Genomic DNA, 20,016 nt, shown 5'->3' on the forward strand with positions numbered 1-20,016 from the left:
AAGCTTGCGGTTTAGGATGTCGAAGCAGCCTTGTCGGCCAGCATGCCAACAAGCACATCCGACTGCGAGATGATGCCTGCAAGCTTTCCGTTGCTGTCCACCACTGGAAGGTAGTGCAATCCCTGTTCAGCGAACATGATGATCGCGTCTTCGATTGCAGTGCTTGGCGATACCGTTTTCACCGGCGAGGTCATGATGTCCTTCACCGTATCGTTGGGTGCGGGCTTGCCGGTCGCAATCAGTCGCAGCCGCTGGAAAAAACCGATGTGTGGACGACCATTAGTCCAATGAGCCTTATCGAGGAAGTCCGTCTGTGTGACGATCCCTACCACTTCTGCCGCGTCGTTGGTGACAGGCAAGGCCTTCACGTGATGGTCTCGCATCACTGCATGGGCATTCTTAAGGGAATCGTCTGGCGCGACAGCAACGACATCGCGGGACATGATGCTGGCGCAATCGAGGTGGGTTGCACGCCGACGGTATGATCGGAGTTCCGTGCGACGCAAGATCGTTTCCAGATCGTCGCGGTCAATGTCCAGCACCTCGTCATATTCCTTCAGGACATCATCCAGATCGGTTGATGAAAAGCCGATCCGGTCTATGGGCGCCGGATCCCTGGTGCCATGGCTTGCCGGTTGCGGCCGGATCGAATGCGGGTAGGGACGTCCCGTCAAATTGTTGTAGATGATAGCGAGTGTGAGAAGCGCTACGGAGTTGCCGAGCACTGGCCAGAGCACGAATCCGTAGCCGAGATCATGTATGGCCGATCCCCCCAGAACGGATGTCAGCGCCACCGCTCCACTCGGCGGATGAAGGCACCGGAGGCTGATCATGGCGCCGATCGCGATCGAGACGGCGAGAGCAGCCGCCAGAAACGGTTGCGGCACGAGGATGGCTGTCGTAACGCCGATCAGCGCAGCGAGCGTATTGCCACCGAGTATCGACCAGGGCTGCGCCAGGGGGCTTGAAGGGACCGCAAATAGCAAAACAGCAGACGCCCCCATAGGTGCGACCAAGGCCGGTAGGGAAAATCCATTACCGATGGCGAGATAGCCGAGCAAGCCGGTCAGCAGAATGCCGATCCATGCACCAAACGCCGCACGAAACCGCTCTCTGTAGCTAACGGGCGTTGCTTCAGGAATAACAAGTCGCAGCAGTTTCTTCATGCTCATTCCACGTGCAGGTTTCTAGAGGCGGCTTCTACCCGGACATCTGTGGTGTGTCTTGGATATGTGACGCTCAAGATCAGCCATTCATGACAGATTTTACGCCGTCTACCACGAACTGAACGGAGAGCGCGGCGAGTAGAACGCCCAGCAAGCGGGTCAAAATGGCACGGCCGGTATTGCCCAAAAATCTGTCGAGCCTGTCGGCCGCCAAAAGCGCTGCAAAAACGATCACCATGCTGAACGCCAACAGCAGGATAAAAAGAGCTTTCTCCAAACTGGTCGCCATGGTGCCCGATATAAGCACGGTCGCAGAAATCGCGCCCGGGCCTGCGATCAATGGCAATGCCAATGGGAAAACTGCAATATTCTGAATGTGGTCCTGGGTGACTGCGACCTCGGAGGTCTTTTCCTTTCGCTCCTGCCGCTTCTCGAAAATCATCTCGAAGGAAATCCAAAACAGCAAAAGACCGCCCGAAATCCGGAATGCTCCAAGCGAAATGCCAAGCAGTTCCAGGATAGAAGCGCCGAAAAGAGCGAACATGGCGAGAATGCCGAAGCCGATCAGCGATCCGCGCAAAGCCACCTGGGCGCGTTGCGCCCGTGTCATCCCCATGGTCAGCGCCAGGAACACGGGGGCAAGGCCGGGCGGATCGAGCGTGACGAGCATGGTCGTCAGGGAGTTGATGAAGATTTCTGCGCTCGCCATGGGTTCCCCGCTTGTCACCTCTTCGGTGAGGTTCGCTTTTGAATATTTACGCCTGCCTTCGGCCTGGTTTTCGAGGATGGTAGGCTGGAGCAAGCGGTGTTGAAACCCCACACACCCGCTTTTGCTTCAAAGGTGGCAGAAAACTGTGTATCGTCTTGTAAATGACGTAAAAGACTGTTCAAAACCGGCTGAGAAATTGGCGTGCGGACGCCGTTTCCGTTATAAAAATCTATCCGATTCTTAACAGAGAATGTGATCCGTTTTGACTGACCAGAGCCCCCCAGGCGGCGGAAAGCTTCCGCCAGGCATTGAACCAATTTCCATCATGGAGGAAATGCAGCGGTCGTATCTCGATTACGCCATGAGCGTTATCGTTTCGCGCGCACTGCCGGACGTCCGTGACGGCCTGAAGCCAGTTCATCGCCGTATTCTTTATGGCATGTCCGAACTCGGCATCGACTGGAACAAGAAATACGTCAAATGCGCCCGCGTCACCGGTGACGTGATGGGTAAATACCATCCGCACGGCAATGCCGCGATCTATGATGCGTTGGCGCGTATGGCGCAGGATTGGTCTTTGCGCCTTCCTCTGATCGACGGCCAGGGCAATTTCGGCTCGATCGATGGCGACCCGCCGGCGGCAGAGCGCTACACTGAATGCCGCCTGCAAAAAGCCGCGCATTCCCTGCTCGACGATCTGGACAAGGAAACCGTCGATTTCCGCGATAACTATGACGGCACCCTGCAGGAGCCTGTCGTGGTGCCTGCGAAATTCCCGAACCTGCTGGTCAACGGGGCAGGTGGCATCGCCGTCGGTATGGCGACGAACATTCCACCGCACAACCTGTCCGAGGTAATCGAAGGCTGTATCGCCCTGATCGACAAGCCGGAGATCGAACTGCCGGAACTGATGCAGATCATTCCGGGTCCCGATTTCCCTACGGGCGCCTTCATCATGGGCCGCTCCGGCATACGCTCGGCCTATGAGACAGGCCGCGGCTCTGTCATCATGCGCGGGCGCGCCACTATCGAACCTATGCGCGGCGATCGCGAGCAGATCATCATCACCGAAGTTCCCTTCCAGGTGAACAAGGCTTCGATGATCGAAAAGATGGCCGAACTGGTCAAGGAAAAGCGCATCGAGGGTATTTCCGACCTGCGCGATGAATCCGACCGCCAGGGTTACCGCGTCGTCGTCGAGCTGAAGCGCGATGCCAATGCCGAGGTTATTCTCAACCAGCTATACCGCTACACGCCGCTGCAGACCTCATTTGGCTGCAACATGGTGGCGTTGAATGGCGGCAAGCCGGAGCAGATGACGCTTCTCGACATGCTGCGTGCTTTCGTGTCGTTCCGCGAGGATGTCGTCAGCCGCCGTACCAAGTATCTGCTGCGCAAGGCGCGTGACCGCGCGCATGTGTTGGTGGGTCTTGCGATTGCCGTCGCCAACATCGACGAGGTCATTCGCGTGATCCGTCAGGCGCCCGATCCGGCATCTGCCCGTGAACAGCTGATGACGCGCCGTTGGCCGGCCTCCGAAGTGGAAAGCCTGATCCTTCTGATCGACGATCCGCGCCATCGTATCAACGAGGACGGCACCTATAATCTTTCGGAAGAGCAGGCACGCGCAATCCTCGAATTGCGTCTTGCGCGCCTCACGGCACTCGGGCGCGATGAAATCGGCGACGAGTTGAACAAGATCGGCGCCGAGATCAGTGAATATCTCGAAATCCTATCGTCGCGCATCCGCATTCAGCAGATCGTCAAGGATGAGCTTGCCGCCATTCGCGAAGAGTTTGGCACGCCGCGTCGCTCTGAGATCATCGAAGGCGGCCCGGATATGGACGATGAAGATCTCATCGCCCGTGAAGACATGGTCGTGACCGTATCGCATCTGGGTTACATCAAGCGCGTGCCGCTGACGACCTACAAGGCGCAGCGTCGCGGCGGCAAGGGCCGTTCCGGCATGGCAACGCGCGACGCCGACTTCGTCAACCGTCTCTTCGTTGCCAACACGCACACGCCGGTTCTGTTCTTCTCCTCGCGTGGCATTGTCTACAAGGAGAAGGTCTGGCGTCTGCCAATCGGTACGCCGCAGTCCAAGGGCAAGGCGCTGATCAATATGCTGCCGCTGGAAGCCGGCGAGCGTATCACGACCATCATGCCGCTGCCTGAAGACGAGACGACGTGGGAAACGCTGGACGTGATGTTCTCCACGACACGTGGAACGGTTCGCCGCAACAAGCTGTCCGATTTCGTTCAGGTCAACCGTAACGGTAAGATCGCCATGAAGCTGGATGAAGAGGGCGACGAAATCCTCTCTGTCGAGACCTGTACGGACCGCGACGACGTGTTGCTGACGACGGCGCTTGGTCAATGCATTCGCTTCCCGGTCGATGATGTGCGCGTTTTTGCCGGCCGTAACTCGGTTGGCGTTCGTGGCATCAATATGGGCGAGGGCGACCGCATTATCTCAATGACCATCGTCAGCAGCAGCGATGCCGAGCCTTGGGAGCGTGCAGCCTATCTCAAGCGGTCCGCAGCCGAGCGTCGTGCGGCCGGTGTCGATGAGGAAGACATCGCACTCGTCGGCGAAGAGGTGACGGAAGAGGGTGAACTGAGCGAAGCTCGCTATCAGGAACTCAAGAACCGTGAGCAATTCGTTCTCACCGTTTCGGAGAAGGGTTACGGCAAGCGCTCGTCGTCTTACGATTTCCGCACATCCGGTCGAGGGGGCAAGGGTATCCGCGCCACCGACACGTCGAAGACGACGGAAATCGGGGCACTCGTCGCGGCCTTCCCGGTCGAAGACGCAGACCAGATCATGCTGGTTTCCGATGGCGGCCAGCTGATCCGTGTTCCCGTCAATGGCATCCGTATCGCCAGCCGTGCAACGAAGGGTGTTACCATCTTCTCCACCGCCAAGGATGAGAAGGTCGTTTCAGTCGAGCGTATCAACGAGCCGGAAGGTGAGGAAGAAGTAGAGGCACTGATCGAAGGTGCTGAAGATGTGGCAACTGGCGAAGCTGGGGCGGCATCCGAGACTGACGGCTCGGCAGAATAAGGAACAACAGAGCGAGTGGCGTCTACCGCCACTCCGCTTTTCGGGCAAGAGCGCAGTGATTTCAACTACGCTCACAGCACCCGAAACAAGGGCTCTGTCCGACTCATGTTGGACGAAGATGTCGACAAAAAACCCTGCGAAACGTTTGTTTCGCAGGGTTTCTTTTTGAAGGTAGCGTTATTCAGCGCAGACGTAGATGCACCGGAGAGTGACCAAAGCGTCCGTCGATATGAAGATGTATCTTCACTTCCGGCTGGTTGCTGCGCCAGGCGCGAGCGCCATGGCAAAGCAGGAGATTGACGAGATCGCGTGTCTTGTGTCGAGATTTGTTCAGTCCCAGATCGGCAATTTTCATCGCCGCTTCGTGGATCGGATGAAGCACCGACGCAGATTGACTTCTGCCCTTGCTCGACGCGATGTCCAAATAGTTTTCATTAATCGCCATCTGTAAAGCCTCGTTACTCATTACAATTCGAGGAGTGGGGCAGGCCATGGCGCTGACGGCGCCAAGGCCTTTCCCGGAACAGGGTGTAAACCTACTGGAGCGAAGCCCAGCAGCTGACGCCTTTCTTCTTCAGCGCGTTGCATGCATTGACCGCTTGATTCTGACCGTCAAAACCGCCGAACCGAGCGCGGTACATCTGTGCGCCATCCTTGGTGAAGGCAACCGTGAATGGCTTGGCGGTGCGCAATGCAGGTCCGCCTTTATCCTGCGCTGCCTGAAGCAGGTTGCGCGCGGAATTCTCATCAGGGGAAGCGCCGATCTGGATCACCCAACCCGCAGCGGCAGACGATGCAGCCGGGGCCGATGGTGCTGTGGATGCGGTCACGATGTTGTCTACCTTCGTCGAATTGGTAACGACAGAACGGTCCGGCTTCATGCTGACCGGCGGAACCGGCTTGACAGGCGCCCTAGGACGGGTCGCAACGTCCATGGCAGCAACTGCGGCATTCGCTGTAGAGGGGGCGAAAGCGGACACTGGAGCCTCTTCGCCGTAACGCTGCTGCGGCACAGGACCGGCGTTGGGAAGGCCCGAGGCCGGCGCAGTTGTCGCAACGACTGCGACCGGTTCTTCGATAGGGGCAGAAGGGGTGGCTGCAATAAGGTTGCTGTTACCACCTCGCGACGCTTTCGGCAGATACTCCGCGACGAGCTTGCGCATGGTCGCATCACGAGCCGCACTTGAGCGCCCTCCAAGCACGACAGCCACGATGGAACGACCATCCAGCTGTGCCGAGGTGGCGAGGTTGCTGCCAGCAGCACGGGTGTAGCCGGTTTTGATACCGTCGACACCCTTGACCGTGCCAACGAGGCGGTTGTGGTTACCGATCACCTGCTTGCCGAAGGTGAAGGTTCGTGTGCTGAAATAACCGTAATATTGAGGGAAGTGTTGGCGCAGAGCGATGCCGAGACGGGCCTGATCGCGCGCGGTCGTCATCTGCGCGGTGTTAGGAAGGCCGTTCGCGTTGCGATATGTGGTGCGTGTCATCCCGAGCGCACGGGCCTTCGCCGTCATCATTCGAGCGAAGCGCTCTTCGGATCCGCCAAGATGCTCGCCGAGAGCCGTTGCCATATCGTTCGCTGAACGGGTGACGAGAGCGAGGATGGCCTGCTCTACGGTGACAGAACCACCTGCGCGCACGCCGAGCTTGGAAGGAGGCTCCTTCGCCGCGTTTGCAGAAACCGGAACCTTGGAGTCAAGTGTTATGCGCCCGGCACTCAGTGCTTCGAAAGTGAGATAGAGCGTCATCATCTTCGTCAAGGATGCAGGATAACGCAAGCCGTCAGGATCTTCCCCGTAGAGGACCTTACCCGTCTTGGCATCGATCACGATACCAGCATATTTCGGGTCCGCCTTCGCCACCTGCGTGGCGGAAACGGTCGTTGTCGCCACAGCCGCCGCGAACAGCAAAGCCTTCACAAAAGAGGTCGCGCCCACAGCGCGACCAAGCGCCTCAGATAGTTTTTTCAACACAGTTGAACTCTTCAATCGCATGCCACAGTTCCGTCCGACACGCCCCGCCAGACATTTTCACGTTTCGAACTTTAGTGAGATGACGTTACCAAGTGGTTTATGAATGGTATCCACAGCACATAAAATGCGGCATTTCTCGCTCATTCGGAGGAAGCAGATAGAGTCTTTTCAAAATCTTAGGTCGGCTGAGACGCTTCCTTCGAGGATGTGCGACACGATACTATTGAAACGGTCGTGTTGCGCTGTTACCTGATGCTGGAATAAGAGGATGAAGAATGGCGTCTCGCGATCGATACTCCCGTAAGCTCGAATGTTCACGTTGCGGACACAGTGGATTCGCCGAGGCTTCCGAGAAAGACGAGAAGGGGTCCAGGGATGTGGACTTCCGGATCGACGAAATGCCGCGTGGGTTCCGGGCCGAGCGTCCATCGACAAACCCAGCAGAATACATGGTCCGCTGCGCTCAATGCGGCAATATCTTCCGCTTTCAACAAAAGACGGCTTATGCACCGGGCGGCGAGCCGCGCGCATCCCGGTGATCCCGATCGCAAGACCACAAGAGAGATTGAGATGAGCCTAGACATGCGGACGGACAAAAACGAGCCGCCTCGGAAACCGCTGTGGCCGTGGCTCCTATTACTCGTTCTCACCCTTCTTGCAATCTACTCGTACCATTGGTTCAATCGAATGGTCGACGACCTGATCGTGAACATGCCGAGTGCTGTTGTGGAGCTACTCGATCAACTGCTGGGTTATGAGGCTCGGCGAGAGCAGCCTCACCCAGATCAGAACTGGCGCATCGTTTCGCCCACGCAGTAAAAGCATCACACAAAAAAGCCCCGCGAAACTGGCGGGGCAGGTTGGTCGCTCGGGGAAAGTTGGGCAATGCCCTTGAGCGATGATCGAGACATATCGCGAACCGGTATTTGGTGCGAGGCTAGATGGCGTCCAAACGGTACTCCGCTATATAAAAATGTCAGCCTTCCCGACCTATTTTCAAAAAAATATCCCGCACAAGGCGGGTTTTTAGTCGAGAGGGGAACGAGAGACTGGGAGGTCTCACGGTTATAAAACGTGCTAATCACCAAGAGGTTCCGTGGCTCAAGATCGCTTTTTTAGGCCGTACCGACAGGCGCTTCAAGAGACGTCGCTATCGCTCCGCAAGGACAGAACTTTTGATTTCCGCTCTTCCTAACCGCAAAACGGTCTCGCGCAGGCACCGCATTCCTGAAAGAAAAAAGCCCCACCTTCAAGGCGGGGCGAGGTGTTACCTGATTGGCTCTCAGGACTTGGGAGCTCCTCATGGTGAGGAACGCTGACAAATTAGCGTGCGTGTCACCGGCATAAAAGGTCACTGTGACTATGATCGGTACGCCCAATCAAAAGAAATAATGACATGCCCGCTCGATCCACGCGAATGTGGTCTTCGATTTTTTGCGGCATTCATCACCTGTTCAGTGCTGACATGGCACATTCGGATTGCGTTGAGTGGCCAGCTAAGTGCGCCATCTCACCTGGAGAATATCGCCATGAAGAAAGTTCTTCTTACTGTTATAGCAGCGACGCTTGCGACTGGTACCTTGTTTGCCAGCGTTCAGACGGCTTCCGCGCAGTATTATGATGGTCCATACAGGTACGAGCGCCGCGGTCCTCCTCCTCCGCCGCCCTATCGCGACCCACCACGCAAACACCGTCATAACGACACGGGCGCCGTGATTGCGGGCGGCATTGCTGCCGGTCTACTGGGCGGGATCATCAGCGGCGCGATCGCCAATGACAGTGGCCCGCGCTACGTCGAGCCGCCTCCACCTCCACCGCCACGTTGCTGGTTGGAGGACCGCCGGGTGCCGAATTCCTATGATGGTGGCTGGCATATGGAGAGCTTCCGTGTATGCCAATGAAGTATCGTGCGTCCTTTTGGACGCACGGTGGCTTTTAACCTACGCATCGCGCTTTGCGACAATCAGGCCTGATGGCAGGCCGCTGCTGTAGGTTGCCCATAACGAATGTCGCAAAAAAAGCCGGCTCATCCGCCGGCTTTTTTCTCGCCTCATAGGTTTTGAGTAGGCGTTTCGTCACGCCCGGGCGCCGGCCCACTTGTCCAGCTTTTCCCGAGTATCGGCGGGATCGGAGATTCTCTCCAGCTCGCCTAGAAGTTTTCCTGGAAGGCATGGCTTCTGACAAAAGGCGGACGTTGTGTAACGCTGCGCAAGTTGGCGACCATCGGCATGGCCGGAATGGAAGACGAAGGGCACGTCCCGCTCTGCAAGAATATCCGCCACCGGGAACACTTCCCCGTCAATCAGGCGTACGTCAAGTACGGCGCAGGTCGGCGTGTTTTCCTTTAGATAAAGCGTCGATTGCTCGATACTGGCAAATGGCCCTGCAACGTCCCAACCAGCCTCTTCGAAGGTCATTTGGAGATCCAGGGCGACGAAAATTTCGTCTTCAACGATGAGTACCGATTTGCGTGTCATTTAAAACCGAACTTGGCAGAGTAAGAATATGAACTAGGTTGGAGCCTTCGAGTTTGGTGTCTATCACTCCTCCCAGTTGCCGTGCGGCACTCGACAGTAGAAGTGTCCCAAAACCTTTTTCCCCGAATGCTCCAACGGGCTTTCCAACGCTTTCGTTCCATAACAGATAAATATTTTCGTTATCTTGCTTCCAGCTGACTTTCAGCTTGCCGTCACTTTGTCCGAGAGCGCCGTATTTCAACGCGTTTGTCGACCATTCGTGCAGTATCAGCGTTAGCGGAGTGATGCATTTCGCCGGAATAGGCAGCGGCTCCTGCGAAATTTCGATACCACCCTTCCGATCGTATGGAGCGAGGATTGTTTTGACCAGTTCCGCTATCTCCACCGGGACAGTGCGCTTCTGGTTCGACGCCAGTGAATGAGCGTTACCGAGAGCAAGAATGCGGCCCTCGACATCTGACACCAGATCCTGAACCGTCTCATGTTTGCGGCCAGCCATTCTCAGGATGCCGCCAATCATGGCGAAGAGGTTCTTCACTCGATGATTCATTTCATTGAGCATCAGCTCCCGCGTCTCCGCAAGCCTGTACTCGGCCGTCACATCGACGGTGACACCAATGATACGGGGGGCGTCAACATCGCCAACGTAACGGCCAAACACTTTTATCCAGCGCGGCCCATGCTCTGAGCAAAGCTCCGTAGTCATGTCGAAACCGCCCTGATCCCGCTCGGTCTGCCGAATTGCCTCAAGAACCTGCGTGCGATCCTCTTGTCTGATCTTTGCAAGAAACTCGTGTGTACTGAGGTGATCGGTCGTCGCCTGGAGCAGCTCTTTTGTCGAGCCTCCAAGGATGAACTGCTGTTTTTCCGGCAGGTATTCCCACACACCGATACCAGCAGCCTCGATAGCAAGCTCGTGGCGGTTCTGTTCACGCTGTAGCTGGCTCTCGACGCTCACGGCGTGTGAAATGTCCGCAAGCACGATCGTGGCGCCCGTGATGGTCCCATCCGAGGTTCTGTAGGGAAGAATTCTCAGTGTGAATGTCTTGCGCGTTTCCTCTTGCCAGACGGTATCCTGGTATTCCACGCCATCGTCCATGACACTGCGCACGCGGTTGATGTAATCCACTGTCAGCAAACGCATCGTCACGTCGGAAATAGGACGACCGCGATCGCTTGGCTGCAAGGGGAAGATTTCCGTTGCAGCCCGCGTGAAGGAGCGTACACGCAGATCACGGTCGAGAACGATGATCGCGAGACTCGTGGAGTCAAAGAAGTTGCGCAGATCGGTATTGGCAATCGTCAATTGCTCGATCTTGTTCTTGAGCTCATCATTGACAGTGGTGAGCTCTTCGTTTGTCGATTGAAGCTCCTCGTTCATCGACATCATTTCTTCGTTGGAACTCTTCAGTTCCTCATTCGCCGTTTCGAGCTCCTCCGTCGCAGAGCGTAGGCGATGTTTGGCCGATCTCAGTTCGCGCTCAAGCGCCTCCACATGTCCGTTGCTCGGCTCAAGCTCGATGAGATCGCTTTCCTCAAGCGGCGTGAACTGCCGACCGTCCTGGAAGACCAGCAAGAACCTGTCATCATCCAAGGGATCGCAAATGATGTCGGTCGTCAAAGATCCGAATTCGGTGACGACTTCAATCTTGCTGGAGATGACGCGCTTCTTGGCGGTCCGCGCCTGCCGCAGCAGAGGGCCGATCTGTTCTTTGACGCCGGGGCGCGCCAACGAAGCGGCGCTTGTCTCGTTGGAGCGAGACACTGGAAAATCGAAGAAGGGACTCAATTTCCCAAAGGCAGCCATGATCTGCCCTTCGTGATCCAGAAGCATGCTGGCGGGCACATATCGTTCAAGCAAACGAGAGACGACGCGTTCATCGTCGTTTCTTGCCGTACCGTTGGGTGCATCCGAGCCGCTGGTCTTGCGGCCTGGATCCTGGCGGCCGCCGGGAAGAGGAATAGGGTAGGTCGGCAGACCGGGTTGCCGTTCGAAGAGTCTTGCCTTCTGGTCGATGCTCGAGAACACGTTTTCGAACCGACCGACACTCTCGGAGGGGCCCAAGAACAGATAGCCACCCGGCCGCAATGCATAATGAAACAGCGGCATGATTGTTTTCTGCAGCCTGTCGTCGAAATAGATCAGAAGATTTCGGCAAGAGACCAGATCAATCTTGGAAAAAGGCGGGTCCTTGACAAGGCTGTGGCCCGAAAAACGGATCATATCCCGGATTTGACCGACGAAGTTGAAGCGGTCTTTATGAGGAATAATGTAGTGCTCCTGGAGGGAAAACGGAATATCCGCGAGCGCCGCATTGGGATAGGATCCCGACCTTGCGATCTGCAGCATGCTTTCGTCGATATCCGTTGCAAATATCTGAACATCGCACATCACCTGCTTCTCACGCGCAGCCTCGGCAAAGAGCATGGCAATCGAATAGGCTTCCTCACCACTGGAACAGCCTGGCACCCAGACGCGAATATCGCCGTCACGGTCCTTCTGGCTATCCAGCAGCGGAAGAATCGCCTTCTCACGCAAGACATCGAAAAATTCGCGGTCGCGGAAGAATCGCGTGACGTTGATCAGCAGATCGCGAAAAAGTGCCTCGCACTCCTCCTGATCTTTTTGCAGCCGATGAAGGTAGTCTTTAGCGCGCTCTATCCCGAGAACGTGCATCCTGCGCTCGATGCGACGGATGAAAGTCGTTTTTTTGTAGCCAGAAAAATCGTGGCCGACGGAATTGCGAAGCGTCCTGCACAATTCATCAATGTGCTCTGCAACGAGCGATGGATGTTCATCCGCGAGAACTTTCGTTCGTCTGAAGAAAAAGCCGGAAATGCAGGCAAGAATCTTTTCGGGCGGCTGAATGAAGTCGACGAGCCCTGTGCCCGCAGCGGCAAGCGGCATCCCGTCATACTTGGCGGTCATCGGCTCCTGAGCTACGCACAATCCGCCGTTTTCCTTGACGGCGCGAAGCCCTGTCGATCCATCGGCGCCTGTACCGGACAGGATCACACAAGCCGCATTGCCATTTTGGTCGTTTGCGAGCGATATGAAGAAGTCATCGATCGGACGGCGTAGGCCGCGCGGCTGGGCGAAATCGGTCAGTTCAAGCGTGCCGTTGGAGATCGACAGTCCGTGGCCCGGCGGAATGATGAAAACGGTATCCGGCTGGATACGTTCACCCCCCTGACATTGCTTGACAGAGAGCGCGGTGTGTCGGCCAATAAGTTCTGCCAGCATGCTTTCATGGTGGGGATCCAGGTGTTGAACCACGACGAAGGCGAGACCCGTCGGCACCTCGGCATTGCTGAACATCTCACGCAATGCCTCCAGCCCTCCGGCCGATGATCCTATCCCGACAACAGGGACATTCTGAGCTTCTACGCGCTGATCCAAGCTCAATTCCTCAATGTGTCGCCAGATTGATCCTGGTCGTTCTTTTCAAGCTGAGCCAAAGTCAACTTTGCCTGCGCGATGGTAGTGGCAGAGCTGGCAATGGTCGCAAGACTGCCTTCGATGATCACGTTATGGCCTTCCAGCATCGGCTGAATTCCGGCAAGCGTGTTGCCCAACTCGGCGTTGTACTTATCCAGAAGGTCCGGTCTCGTCCGACTGATATCGAATTGAGACGCGAAGATGTATTTCACGTCACTGGACGACGTCAGCTTCGACATGAACAGCAGGTTGACGAAAGGCTTGCCATCCTTGCGAAAATTGATGATTGGCGTGCGAACGCTGGCGGCGCCTTGTCGAGACAGAAACAAATGAATCTTCGCCCGCGCATCTTCGTTCAAGGCGCTTTCTCCAGTCCCGCCATGCTGGAGCATCCGACAGTTCTTCCCGATCACGTCGGCGTCATCGTAACCGGTCAACGTCCGGAACTGCTGGTTCACGAGCACGAGTTCGTTGTCCCCACCAGCATCGGCAAGCGCCAAAGCAACTGTAGAATTCTCGAAAAAGTCCCGTAAGGACGGCAGAACAAAAGACTTCGGCATCATTTTATCAACTCAATGTATTTGCTTACTTAACTAAGCGAGATTTTTTGTTTTGATAAGGGCAGGCGGAGATAAAGATCACTCGCCGGCAAAATAGCCCTTACCATTGCGTTGAAAATCCATAATTGCCGATTTTGTTCTATCTCATCAGGCAAGACGTTCAGCGTGCCACTTCAAATGGTCGTCCATGAAGGTAGAGATAAAATAATAGGAGTGATCGTAACGCTCATGAAGGCGCAGTGTCAGCGAGATTTCGGTGCCCTTGATGGCATTTTCAAATAGCCAGGGGCGCAGGCCGTTTTCCAGGAAACTGTCAGCTTTGCCCTGATCGATCAAAAATTCCGGAAAACGATAGCCGTCTTCCACTAGTGCGCAGGCGTCATAAGGCCGCCAGGCTGCCGGATCTTCTCCAAGATATTTTTCAAGCGCGGGGCGTGACCAGTCGGCAGATGAGGGCGAGACGATTGGTGCGAAGGCGGAGCAACTCTTGAAGCGCTCCGGATTTTTCAGCGCGATTGTCATGGCGCCATGACCACCCATGGAGTGGCCGAAAATGCCTTGCCTGCTCATATCGGCACGAAAATGCTGAGCGATCAGGTTGGGAAGCTCTTCCGTGATGTAGCTATACATCTGATAGTGTTCAGCCCATGGCGCCTCTGTCGCATCGAGGTAGAATCCGGCGCCCTTGCCCATCTGCCAGTTGGTCAGCTCATCGGCCACATCATTGCCTCGCGGGCTGGTATCAGGACATACGATGATGAGGCCGAGTTCGGAAGCAAGCCGGCGGTACTCGCCTTTTTCCATCACATTGGCATGGCTGCACGTCAGGCCAGAGAGATACCAGAGAACGGGGCAGGGCTCGTTGATCGCCTGTGGCGGCACGAAGACGGCGAAGGTCATTTCGCATTTGCATGTCTCGGATTGATGAGCGTAGACGCCTTGCATGCCTCCGAAAGCGGTGTTCTGGGAAATAACCTTCATATGCTCCATCCTTGATAAGTCGAGTATCAACCTGCCAGAGAAACCGCGGCATTGACCGCGGCTGCCACAAGCACCGTATTAAAGAAAAACGAGACGATCGAATGCACAAGCGTGACCTTGCGCATAGCCGTTGTGGTGACGGAAACGTCGGAGGTTTGAGCCGTCATGCCGATGACAACGGAGAAATAGAGAAATTCGTAAATGCCCGGCGCTTCCGTCTGTGGGAAGTCCATCCCGCCTTTGGGGGCCTTCTTGCCACCCTCTGCAGAGGGACGCCAAAACAGATGCGCATAATGGACTGCTGCCATGGCATGGATCGTCAACCAGCCAAGAATGACGGAGGAAAAAGACAGTGCCAGTGATAGTGCGGTCTCACCGGAATGATTGAGCGCCATGAACAGCGACACGATAGCAACGACGACCGCAAACAGGGTGATGCAAATGATAGCGATTGCAGGTAGGTCATCGCTATCGGCATGCGCCTTGAGATGGGCCGCCGTAAGATAGGGGAGCCGGATCGCGAGCAACGACAAATAGGTGAGGAAAAACGCTACGCCAGAAGATTCGACCGCAAGCTTGGGGATGGTCGCTAGCGTCGCCGCAAGCACGATGCCTCCCAGCACCGCCGCAATCAAAAAAGGTCGATGCCGCGTGTAGAAGGTTATTTTTACCTGTTCTTTCGTCTTCCGCCCTATCGCCATTCTCGATTACTTTTTCGTTCGACGGCACAGCCGATCGAGGGTCTCAAGAAACTGCGAGCGATCGCGTGCGGAGAAGGCGGCGTTGTAGCCTTTGCTTTCGCCGGTTTCGCGCAGATGCGCGCCGAGATCTCGCATTGCCGTTGCCATGCCGATGTTGGCCTGATCAAACACACGACCGGTCGGACCGGTTACCATCGCACCTGCGGCCACACAGCGGCCAGCCAGTGGAACGTCTGCCGTGATAACGATATCGCCCTCACCGGCGCGCTCCGCGATCCAGTCGTCGGCAGCGTCGAAACCGTTAGAGACGATGACATTCTTCACCTTGGGATCCCGAGAAGGCCGCAAGCCGGAATTGGCGACGAAAGTGACATCCAGATCGTGCCTTTCTGCAACCTTCAAAATTTCCGGCTTAACCGGGCAGGCATCAGCGTCGACATAAATCTGCGGCATTAAACGTATTCGTCCTTCGTCGGTCTCCGGAACGCCCATTTGAGCTTTTTTACCGTCTCGCGCAACATGTTTGCACTTGCCTTCGTTTCAAGACGCCTGTCGTCTTCGACAAGTTTCAAGCGATTCCCACCAGAGAGATACGGCAGCTATGACGGATATCGAGCAGTCACCCAAGATCAACCGGCTTGTCTTGCAACAGGTCATTGCGGGCTTGAGCGACGGCCTGATCCTTGTGGAACCGGATGGCAGTATCTCCTGGGCCAATAGATCCGCGCTTGAAATGCACAGGGTGCAGACGCTCGAGGATCTAGGGCAAACAGTGGCTGCGTATCGCCAAAACTTCACATTGCGCTATCGCAACAATCATCTGCTGGATGAGGGCCAATACCCGCTGGAGAGGCTCCTGTCCGGCGAGGAAGTCGACGACGTTACCGTTGAGATATCGCCGGCTTCCGATCTCGACCAGACCTGGGTCCACACCGTGCGCGGTTTGGTAATCGAGGATGCTGGCGCAAAGCCCGATGTGACGATGCTGATTGTTCGCGACGAGACCCCGCTTTACGAGGCGGAGGAGCGCTTCGAACGAGCTTTCAACGCCAATCCCGCACCTGGCCTCATTTGCCGTCTGGAGGACAAGCGCTTCATTCGCGTCAACCAGGGCTTCATGGAAATGACCGGTTTCACCCGCGATGAGATCATCGGTCGAAGTGTCGACGAACTCGGGCTTTTCTCAAACTGCGAGACGGGACAGGATGCGCTCGATCGCCTTGACGACGGGCGCATCATTCGCCACCGGGAGGCTTTGATACCTATTCCCGACGGCGACCGCCTGGTCATCGTTGCCGGTGAAGTGATTGCAGTCGGTGAGGAACCCTGCATGCTCTTTACCTTCGCCGATCTCGATGGACGCAGGAAAGCGCAGAATGCATTGCGCCAGAGCGAAGAAAGGTTTTTCAAGTCCTTCCGGCTCTCACCGGCACCGACCGCCATTTCCAGGCTTGAGGATTTCGTCTTTACCGAAGTCAATGACGCGTTCCTGGAACTATGTGGTCGCAAAGAACAGGAAGTTGTCGGCAAGACAGCAGGCGAAATCAAGTTGTGGGACGATGTGAACGCCCGAAAGGACGTTGAGCGACGTCTGAAAAGCAATGTACCGATCCGTGAGGAATCGCTCAGGATGAACCTCAAGGACGGTGGCAGCGCCGAGTGCGTGGTTTCCGCCGAGCGTGTGGAGATCAACGACCAGCAATGTATCATCTGGGCGCTGCAAGACGTGACGGAGCGACGCCGTTCGGAGGACGAGTTGATAGAGGCCATTGAAACCGTCATGGCAGATACTTCCTGGTTCAGCCGCACAGTGGTGGAGCGGCTTGCCGGACTGCGCCAGACCTCCAAGGGGACAGCCCCGACGGCTTCGCTCAGCGACCTGACAGAGCGCGAGGAAGATATTCTGACCCTCATCTGCGAGGGATGCAGCGACAAGGACATGAGCGACAGGTTAAACCTTTCTAAGCACACGATCCGCAACCACATCGCCTCGCTTTACGGAAAGATCGGCGTCAATCGTCGGGCGGCAGCCGTCATCTGGGCGCGCGAGCGTGGGTTCAGCGGACGCAAATTGCGTAAAGGCTGAAATTTTTGCTGATTTCATTGAAGAAAGGCCAGTTTGTACCAGTTCGATTAGTAGTTTTCTCTCTGCAATAGGCGCTTTCAAGGCTCTATCTTTTCATCATGCCGCCAATGACGGCGACATAAACGATGAGAAGGAAGGAGTTCTAGAAATGGATAACAACCGCATCGAAGGCGCAGTTCGCCAAGCAAAGGGCTCGATCAAGGAAGCTGTTGGCAAGATCACCGGCAATGTCGGAATGCAGGCTGAAGGCCGCGCCGAAAAGGTCGCTGGAGAGGTCCAAAGCAAGTACGGCCAGTCCAAGGACGCCGTCAAGAAATCGTTCAAGTAAAGCCGTCGGACAGGAGTTGATCGAGATGATGATTTCATCCGACGAGGCATTGGCGCCCGCCGCAAACCCCCAGGAGTGCAGCCTTTGCGCAGCACTGCAGGCCATCATCGCCTATGCGGACGGCCAGGAAGGCAGCCGCATCTCGGTGTCCATGGAAAATGGCCGGGTGATGCTGACGGGTGAGGTGGAAACGGTCGCCTCACTCGAATGCGCGGTCTTCATCGCGGAGTGCTTTGCCTCGCGCCCAATCATCGCCGATCTCGCTATCCGACCCCAAATTCATTCGATTGCGCCGCGCCACACGGCCAGACGCAACCTATATCTCAATGATAACAGGAGTTCACTATGAAGAAGCTCATCCTCGCTACCGCCATCGCTGCCCTTGCCGTTGCGCCTATGGCATCCGCAGAGACAAAGCGCTCCCACAAGCAGATGGAGACAGCTCAGAAACAGCGTGTCGGCACTCTCTCTTGTGAAATCGACGGCGGCATCGGCCTCGTCATCGGCTCCAGCAAGGCAGTTTCCTGCGAGTTTCGTCAGCGCTCGGGCCAGGTAGAACGCTACACCGGCAAGATCGGTAAGATCGGCCTCGATGTCGGCGTTACGGGCAAGCAGTATCTGAGCTGGATCGTTTTCAACACGGCGCAGTCTCGAGTTGGTGACGGCGCGTTGAGCGGCACCTATGTCGGCGCATCGGCGTCAGCCGCGGTTGGCGTCGGTCTTGGTGCCAATGCACTGGTCGGCGGTAACGCCAAGAATTTCGCGCTGCAGCCGCTGAGCGCCCAGGCCGGCACAGGTGTAAACCTCGCTGCAGGTATCGCCAGCCTTCAGTTGAAGTCTGCCGGTTAATCCTTCGCGTTGATGAGCTAGTAACAGCGTAAAGCGCACAATATCTGTACGGGGTGGTGGGATATGCACCACCCCGTTTCTGTTGCAGTCGGCTCATCATCGCCCGCAGTGCTCCGCAAGCCGTCTGTGCCAAGCTGTAGCTGCCTCGCCAGCCAAGTTGCGCATCTCCCGTAAAGCCGAAAGATCGGCTTCGTTGAGGCGATGGCGACGGTAACGCAGCCCGCCAAGGTCATGCAGCGCAACTTCGACGTCAATGCTCGCCAAACCTGCCGCACGTTGCGCCGAACGGACCTCCAGGACCGGCCTTCCGGCTGTTACGCGTTCCAGATAAATAAGATTCGCCTCCCGGCCTTTGGCAATCAGTCGATGAAGCGGTGGGCCGAAATCGGGCCACAGAACGAGGACAGCAAGCAGCGCTGCGACACTGCCAAGGAGGTTGTCGATTACTCTCGTAACGGCAGTGCTGGCTCCAGGATGAATGATATCGGTCACGATGATGAAGAGCATTGTCAGGAAGACGACAAAGACCGAATAATTGACAGCTCTCAGAGAGATCGTCACGCTCGCGAGCAGGATCGCCAGCAGGCACAAGATCACAGGGCTCTGCGTGAAGGCGAGAACGGCCAGAGCGAGAATGCCGCCTAGCAGGGAGCCGAGTATGCGTTCAAACGATCTTGCCCATGTCACCCGCGCGCCGCCCTGTAGGCACACAATCAGCGCCATCGTTGCCCAGTAGGGATAGCCCAGTTTGAAAATGACGGCGGTGTAGTACACGCCGATAACGCCCGCAGCCTGGAGTAGACCCAGTCGTAGAGCACCCTTCGCGCGGCCTTCCCAGCTCGGGAAGACCTGATCCGTTGGTGTTGCCAAAGCCTCGTCGGATTGCTCGGTTTTTTCAAGCATATTCAATGCGTTCTGTAGAGCCAATATGCAGCCGAGCATGACCTCATCTGTCAGATTTTTACTCGTCCTTTCCAGCCTCCCAATGCCCCGGCGCAAAAAAGCGGTATTTCGCTTATCGGGATGCAACGTCAGACGGACGCCAAGCAGGGCGGTGGCAAATGCGCGCGCGGTCGCCGCTCGCTCGGCTGCGGGAGCCAGCTTGTGGATATAGGCATGATCCAGAGCCACCAGAGCGCCGAAGATGATCTCCATCGCGTTGAGTGCGTTGTGATATTGAGGCGCGTCCGCAGTGTGGCGTACCAACACCGCTCTCAGCCGCTCTATCGACATACGTACCGAACGCCTGTGTTCGGCGTGATCGTTGTGCCATTGGATATCCCGATGATCTCTATCGCCGGTCCGAAGCAGATCTGTCGCCATGTCCGATAGGCGCGCAATGACAGCGCCCGTGTTTCGGTTGAGCGCCGCCGACGGATCGATCCGCCAAAACAAATTGATGAGCAGAAACGCCCAGCTTCCGCCAGCCAGGAAGTTTAACGCCTGCGCTGCCGCGGTAGACGGAGGGTGCGGAAAGCCGACAGCAACGACGGCGACGACAGCAAGTAGGGTTCCGAGCAGTCGATCCAGAGAAAAAGCCGCCCCTGCCATGACGGAGAAGAAGACGAGGGCAGGGCCGATGGCAAGTGCTGCTTCCAATCCTGCCGAAGCACCCCATGAACCGATAAAGGCGATGGCGGTGCCGATCAGAACGAAAAGGCCAAGTGTTCGGCGGCGCAT

19 protein-coding genes are annotated in these 20,016 nt (G+C 56.5%); 8 read left to right on the top strand and 11 right to left on the bottom strand.

Annotated features, from left to right (window positions below):
- Positions 1–11: 11 nt before the first annotated feature.
- Positions 12–1,166 carry an HPP family protein gene (locus QZ862_RS12505; RefSeq protein ID WP_296100224.1) on the bottom strand — a complete coding sequence of 385 codons (1,155 nt, stop codon included), beginning with the start codon at positions 1,164–1,166 and terminating at the stop codon, positions 12–14.
- 79 nt (positions 1,167–1,245) lie between these two features.
- Complete coding sequence (locus QZ862_RS12510; protein WP_296036501.1) at positions 1,246–1,875, bottom strand: MarC family protein; 630 nt, start codon at positions 1,873–1,875, stop codon at positions 1,246–1,248.
- 262 nt (positions 1,876–2,137) lie between these two features.
- On the opposite strand from QZ862_RS12510, the gene gyrA reads away from it, so the two are divergent.
- Positions 2,138–4,939, top strand: coding sequence for a DNA gyrase subunit A (gene gyrA / locus QZ862_RS12515; protein ID WP_296036503.1), 2,802 nt, complete (start codon positions 2,138–2,140; stop codon positions 4,937–4,939).
- Positions 4,940–5,120: 181 nt separating this feature from the next.
- Here the strand turns inward: gyrA and QZ862_RS12520 are convergent, their stop codons facing one another.
- A complete protein-coding gene (locus QZ862_RS12520; protein WP_296018665.1) occupies positions 5,121–5,384 on the bottom strand; it encodes a hypothetical protein in 264 nt (87 codons plus the stop codon).
- 91 nt (positions 5,385–5,475) lie between these two features.
- Positions 5,476–6,936 carry an SPOR domain-containing protein gene (locus tag QZ862_RS12525; RefSeq protein ID WP_296100229.1) on the bottom strand — a complete coding sequence of 487 codons (1,461 nt, stop codon included), beginning with the start codon at positions 6,934–6,936 and terminating at the stop codon, positions 5,476–5,478.
- Positions 6,937–7,190: 254 nt separating this feature from the next.
- Here QZ862_RS12525 and QZ862_RS21340 point away from each other — a divergent pair, with 254 nt between their 5' ends.
- The 3 genes from QZ862_RS21340 (at position 7,191) to QZ862_RS12535 (ending at position 8,816) form a co-directional block, all read left to right on the top strand.
- The gene (locus QZ862_RS21340) at positions 7,191–7,454 is read left to right on the top strand and encodes a hypothetical protein (protein WP_363315927.1); all 264 of its coding nucleotides are present in this window, start codon (positions 7,191–7,193) and stop codon (positions 7,452–7,454) included.
- 43 nt (positions 7,455–7,497) lie between these two features.
- A complete protein-coding gene (locus QZ862_RS12530; RefSeq protein WP_296100231.1) occupies positions 7,498–7,734 on the top strand; it encodes a hypothetical protein in 237 nt (78 codons plus the stop codon).
- A gap of 710 nt (positions 7,735–8,444) precedes the next feature.
- Positions 8,445–8,816, top strand: a complete 372-nt coding sequence (locus QZ862_RS12535) for a hypothetical protein (protein WP_296018661.1) — start codon at positions 8,445–8,447, stop codon at positions 8,814–8,816.
- Between the two features lie 174 nt (positions 8,817–8,990).
- Here QZ862_RS12535 and QZ862_RS12540 read toward each other — a convergent pair whose 3' ends face one another.
- The 6 genes from QZ862_RS12540 to QZ862_RS12565 all read right to left on the bottom strand — a co-directional run bounded on the left by QZ862_RS12540 (position 8,991) and on the right by QZ862_RS12565 (position 15,535).
- Positions 8,991–9,392 (bottom strand): response regulator, encoded by a 402-nt coding sequence (locus QZ862_RS12540; protein ID WP_296080670.1) that lies wholly within the window; start codon positions 9,390–9,392, stop codon positions 8,991–8,993.
- Entirely contained in the window at positions 9,364–12,792 is a 3,429-nt protein-coding gene (locus tag QZ862_RS12545; RefSeq protein WP_296100234.1) for a CheR family methyltransferase, read from the bottom strand. The genes QZ862_RS12540 and QZ862_RS12545 overlap by 29 nt, the downstream gene beginning before the upstream one ends.
- 2 nt (positions 12,793–12,794) lie before the next feature.
- Complete coding sequence (locus QZ862_RS12550) at positions 12,795–13,394, bottom strand: PAS domain-containing protein (RefSeq protein ID WP_296100236.1); 600 nt, start codon at positions 13,392–13,394, stop codon at positions 12,795–12,797.
- 144 nt (positions 13,395–13,538) lie between these two features.
- On the bottom strand, positions 13,539–14,372 hold the full coding sequence (gene fghA, locus QZ862_RS12555) for an S-formylglutathione hydrolase (protein ID WP_296100239.1): 834 nt from the start codon (positions 14,370–14,372) through the stop codon (positions 13,539–13,541).
- 26 nt (positions 14,373–14,398) lie between these two features.
- On the bottom strand, positions 14,399–15,073 hold the full coding sequence (locus QZ862_RS12560; protein ID WP_296074052.1) for a DUF1345 domain-containing protein: 675 nt from the start codon (positions 15,071–15,073) through the stop codon (positions 14,399–14,401).
- A gap of 6 nt (positions 15,074–15,079) precedes the next feature.
- Positions 15,080–15,535 carry a YaiI/YqxD family protein gene (locus tag QZ862_RS12565; protein ID WP_296100572.1) on the bottom strand — a complete coding sequence of 152 codons (456 nt, stop codon included), beginning with the start codon at positions 15,533–15,535 and terminating at the stop codon, positions 15,080–15,082.
- 139 nt (positions 15,536–15,674) lie between these two features.
- Between QZ862_RS12565 and QZ862_RS12570 the strand changes: the two genes are divergently transcribed.
- From QZ862_RS12570 to QZ862_RS12585, 4 genes are all read left to right on the top strand, one after another.
- Positions 15,675–17,159 carry a helix-turn-helix transcriptional regulator gene (locus tag QZ862_RS12570; protein ID WP_296100242.1) on the top strand — a complete coding sequence of 495 codons (1,485 nt, stop codon included), beginning with the start codon at positions 15,675–15,677 and terminating at the stop codon, positions 17,157–17,159.
- A 148-nt stretch (positions 17,160–17,307) separates the two neighbouring features.
- Positions 17,308–17,487, top strand: coding sequence for a CsbD family protein (locus QZ862_RS12575; protein WP_296016326.1), 180 nt, complete (start codon positions 17,308–17,310; stop codon positions 17,485–17,487).
- A gap of 25 nt (positions 17,488–17,512) precedes the next feature.
- Positions 17,513–17,836 carry a BON domain-containing protein gene (locus tag QZ862_RS12580; RefSeq protein WP_296016327.1) on the top strand — a complete coding sequence of 108 codons (324 nt, stop codon included), beginning with the start codon at positions 17,513–17,515 and terminating at the stop codon, positions 17,834–17,836.
- Positions 17,833–18,336: a DUF992 domain-containing protein gene (locus tag QZ862_RS12585; RefSeq protein ID WP_296036523.1), complete on the top strand. Its 504-nt coding sequence runs from the start codon at positions 17,833–17,835 to the stop codon at positions 18,334–18,336. Before QZ862_RS12580 ends, QZ862_RS12585 begins: the two co-directional genes overlap by 4 nt.
- A 96-nt stretch (positions 18,337–18,432) precedes the next feature.
- Here the strand turns inward: QZ862_RS12585 and QZ862_RS12590 are convergent, their stop codons facing one another.
- Positions 18,433–20,016 carry an FUSC family protein gene (locus QZ862_RS12590; RefSeq protein WP_296100245.1) on the bottom strand — a complete coding sequence of 528 codons (1,584 nt, stop codon included), beginning with the start codon at positions 20,014–20,016 and terminating at the stop codon, positions 18,433–18,435.

Origin of the sequence: uncultured Agrobacterium sp. (assembly GCA_913777615.1) — a bacterium.
Lineage (GTDB): Bacteria > Pseudomonadota > Alphaproteobacteria > Rhizobiales > Rhizobiaceae > Agrobacterium.

Bases quoted from the DNA above. Each gene is read 5' to 3' on its own strand.
- QZ862_RS12505 (WP_296100224.1), bottom strand. From the start codon at position 1,166: ATGAAGAAACTGCTGCGACTTGTTATTCCTGAAGCAACGCCCGTTAGC.
- QZ862_RS12510 (WP_296036501.1), bottom strand. From the start codon at position 1,875: ATGGCGAGCGCAGAAATCTTCATCAACTCCCTGACGACCATGCTCGTC.
- QZ862_RS12520 (WP_296018665.1), bottom strand. From the start codon at position 5,384: ATGGCGATTAATGAAAACTATTTGGACATCGCGTCGAGCAAGGGCAGA.
- QZ862_RS12525 (WP_296100229.1), bottom strand. From the start codon at position 6,936: ATGCGATTGAAGAGTTCAACTGTGTTGAAAAAACTATCTGAGGCGCTT.
- QZ862_RS21340 (WP_363315927.1), top strand. From the start codon at position 7,191: ATGGCGTCTCGCGATCGATACTCCCGTAAGCTCGAATGTTCACGTTGC.
- QZ862_RS12530 (WP_296100231.1), top strand. From the start codon at position 7,498: ATGCGGACGGACAAAAACGAGCCGCCTCGGAAACCGCTGTGGCCGTGG.
- QZ862_RS12535 (WP_296018661.1), top strand. From the start codon at position 8,445: ATGAAGAAAGTTCTTCTTACTGTTATAGCAGCGACGCTTGCGACTGGT.
- QZ862_RS12540 (WP_296080670.1), bottom strand. From the start codon at position 9,392: ATGACACGCAAATCGGTACTCATCGTTGAAGACGAAATTTTCGTCGCC.
- QZ862_RS12550 (WP_296100236.1), bottom strand. From the start codon at position 13,394: ATGATGCCGAAGTCTTTTGTTCTGCCGTCCTTACGGGACTTTTTCGAG.
- fghA (WP_296100239.1), bottom strand. From the start codon at position 14,372: ATGAAGGTTATTTCCCAGAACACCGCTTTCGGAGGCATGCAAGGCGTC.
- QZ862_RS12560 (WP_296074052.1), bottom strand. From the start codon at position 15,073: ATGGCGATAGGGCGGAAGACGAAAGAACAGGTAAAAATAACCTTCTAC.
- QZ862_RS12570 (WP_296100242.1), top strand. From the start codon at position 15,675: ATGACGGATATCGAGCAGTCACCCAAGATCAACCGGCTTGTCTTGCAA.
- QZ862_RS12575 (WP_296016326.1), top strand. From the start codon at position 17,308: ATGGATAACAACCGCATCGAAGGCGCAGTTCGCCAAGCAAAGGGCTCG.
- QZ862_RS12580 (WP_296016327.1), top strand. From the start codon at position 17,513: ATGATGATTTCATCCGACGAGGCATTGGCGCCCGCCGCAAACCCCCAG.
- QZ862_RS12585 (WP_296036523.1), top strand. From the start codon at position 17,833: ATGAAGAAGCTCATCCTCGCTACCGCCATCGCTGCCCTTGCCGTTGCG.
- QZ862_RS12590 (WP_296100245.1), bottom strand. From the start codon at position 20,016: ATGCGCCGCCGAACACTTGGCCTTTTCGTTCTGATCGGCACCGCCATC.